The organism is Marinomonas vulgaris (assembly GCF_018145875.1).
GTDB classification, from domain to species: Bacteria; Pseudomonadota; Gammaproteobacteria; order Pseudomonadales; family Marinomonadaceae; genus Marinomonas; species Marinomonas vulgaris.
Window position 1 is genome coordinate 1 of the sequence record NZ_JAGSSV010000053.1, and the last position, 2,720, is coordinate 2,720.

The following is a 2,720-nucleotide window of genomic DNA, read 5'->3' on the forward strand; positions in this document are numbered from 1 at the left end:
GGCGGCAAGGGGTTAATCCGTTAAAAATCCACTAAACAAGGCTAAATAAGCTTGTTTAGTGGTGAAAAGCATCAAAAAAGGTGGAATCCTGTGCTTTTTTATTTGGAAAAGAGAAGTTGAGTGTTTTGCAACTTCTTAATCGTAGTTTCCTTAGCAACGGTTCGCCATGGCTTAACCGCATTCAATACCTCATCGTAAATTTGAGTCGCTTGGATTTGAGAAAGCCTAAAAAAGTCTTTTACTTCGAAAGCCAATTGGTAGTCTAAAGCGTTGTCTCTATCCGTAATGTTCAGATGTAGTCCATACTTACCAACTATCGGGTTTAAATCATAAGCAGGCGATAGCTTCCAGCCATGCTTAGTCAATAAAAAACCATTATTACGCAGGTGATCATCCGTGTTAGACACCGCAATATTAAACACAATACGGCGCCATAATTGCGCTAAATCTGCTTCTGTCTGTGCACCATGATTGGAAAGAAACTCAGCAATTTCTAGGTAGCTGGCACCTTGAGATTGTTCTCCATCATACTTTTCGTTTGCAAAATAGCGAAGCTGGGTCATGGCCAATGAAAAATGTAGCCTCTGCTCAGCCTGTCGGTCAAAGCGTTTTGTTAAAAAGGTATGATGATGAGATGAAAACTGCCTGATCTCACTTGGAAACATGTCAACACCTGCCGCTAAAGCCAGTTCATAACAGACTATCTCCCACGCACCTACATCATGGGTGTCTGGACTTCCCAGACGCAGCAATGAAAGAGCTTAAGCTATTTTTGGCATCTTCAACGAATTCATAGCTTTTGGGCCTTGCAATATATTAGATCTGTATTATTATGAGAGTACAACTCAGCCCTGTACGCAGCGATTAAGTTACGCTGGCTGTTAGGGTGAAGAAACCGGCTTATGCCGGTTTTTTCGCATCTAAGGACAGTAAAAGAATGAAAACAGCCTTTTTCATTGATGGTTATAACCTATTTTACGGTTTACTCGCTAACACCCCATACAAATGGCTTGATCTGCCAGCCCTTCTCTCTCATGTAACGTCCGTCGAAAATTCTAACTCTGAGACACATGGGATTTATTACTTTAGCTCTCCCGTTAAGCCAGAGCTTGCCAGCCGAGGAATTCAATCAAAAGAAGCCCAAGATTCTTATATAAGAGCTTTAAAAATTTATGGTGTCTCCGTCGAACTAGGTAGGCATACGCTTGAACCAGCAAAAGCACCTGTATATCTAGGTCCATCTACAAGGCCTTCGCGACAGGAAAAAGTAGATATTTGGAAGCTAGAAGAGAAAGAAACCGATGTCAATTTAGCTGTCAGCCTTTACCGCACAGCCTCTAAGCAGCAGCATCTTCCACAAGAAGACCGGATTGAGCAAATTGTACTAGTCTCTGCCGATACGGATATTGGACCTGCACTTCAGGCAGTCAGAGAGGATTTTCCTCATATAACAATTGGCGTCATTCTACCTCACAGGGAGGGCATAAAGCGTGGGGCTCCTGGCACACTCCGTAAACAGGCTAACTGGATGAGAAGCACGATTAAAAACGAAGAGCTTGCGACCCATCAGCTGCCAGATAAAATACCAACTAAGAAAAAGCCAATCTTTAAGCCTGATTATTGGTAGTTAAAAGCACTTAGTATTCCACCATCCCAAAATTTAAATAAGCAATTGATTTTTAACGTTTTTATTTTAAATAATTATTAAAACCAAAAAAATCATAAAAGCCATAGGCAAATAGTGGGCAGAGAGAGCCTAACACAAGTAAAAAAACAGCTGATGCCAAGGGTTAGGCTAATCTATTTGTTTGGCTCACAAGCTGATGGCAGTGCCACCCCTTCAAATAAGTATCTATGACGACGCCCGGACCACCTACAAAAACTTTATTCACGGTCTTATGATCAAAGCCTGTTCGTTCACACAAAAGATATGAAAAGTAAGGTGGGACTATATTCCCACTTTAATAACAAAAGTGGGATTAATATCCCATAAATGCGTATTTCACAAACGATAGTTAAGGGATTGCTACCAAGCCCCGCACTCAATGATAAAAGTGTTCAGCGGCTTTACCTGTGCCGGTTGGCAGTTGTTTATCATGTATCTATTGTTTTGGCGCTGGTCCGTACATGCGTTTAAACTTTCGGCTAAATTGCGACGTGCTGACATATCCTACGTCCATTGCGGCGGAGCTGACGTTCATACCGGCGGCGATTTTCATGGCGGCGGTGTTGAGTCGCATGGCTTTGACAAATTGAATCGGTGACATGGTGGTTGCTTGTTTAAACTTACGGTGCAGCACGGCCCTACTCATGCCGACCTGAGAGGCCAAGAGATGGCGTACTGCTTTGAAGCTTCCTACTCAAAACTCGGTTTCGGTGAGTCGTATGGATTGAGTGTTGATATGTCGAGTGTATCGACACACAAGAAAGTTATGTCGAAAAAATAGTAAAAAACCGACATATGAAATTGATATGTCGATCTAATCGACAGGACCTGTTCAGATCTTGGCTCACTTTACTTCGAGAGATCGGCAATTTATAGAAAAAGCGCGGCATTTTCCTGTTTGCGCTGATCCAATGTCTTAACAATTGCAGATGCTGTCGTTTTACTGATCCCTTGCTGCCGTGCAAGGTGAGTAAATTGTCACCCCTGAAAATTTCTCAAGCTATTGAATTTTATGTGTTTTTATAAGATAGTTAATACCTAAATCTTACGATAT

Annotated in this window: 3 protein-coding genes; 1 reads left to right on the forward strand and 2 read right to left on the reverse strand. The window is 41.9% G+C overall.

What is annotated here, in order from left to right:
• Window positions 1–98: 98 nt before the first annotated feature.
• The gene (locus J9B83_RS15635; protein ID WP_236037359.1) at window positions 99–752 is read right to left on the reverse strand and encodes a type II toxin-antitoxin system HipA family toxin; all 654 of its coding nucleotides are present in this window, start codon (window positions 750–752) and stop codon (window positions 99–101) included.
• Window positions 753–937: 185 nt separating this feature from the next.
• Between J9B83_RS15635 and J9B83_RS15640 the strand changes: the two genes are divergently transcribed.
• Complete coding sequence (locus J9B83_RS15640; RefSeq protein WP_211537716.1) at window positions 938–1,627, forward strand: NYN domain-containing protein; 690 nt, start codon at window positions 938–940, stop codon at window positions 1,625–1,627.
• Between the two features lie 475 nt (window positions 1,628–2,102).
• On the opposite strand, the gene J9B83_RS15645 is transcribed toward J9B83_RS15640, so the two are convergent.
• Window positions 2,103–2,330 carry a helix-turn-helix transcriptional regulator gene (locus J9B83_RS15645; RefSeq protein ID WP_268927986.1) on the reverse strand — a complete coding sequence of 76 codons (228 nt, stop codon included), beginning with the start codon at window positions 2,328–2,330 and terminating at the stop codon, window positions 2,103–2,105.
• Window positions 2,331–2,720: the final 390 nt, after the last annotated feature.

Bases quoted from the DNA above. Each gene is read 5' to 3' on its own strand.
- J9B83_RS15640 (WP_211537716.1), top strand. From the start codon at position 938: ATGAAAACAGCCTTTTTCATTGATGGTTATAACCTATTTTACGGTTTA.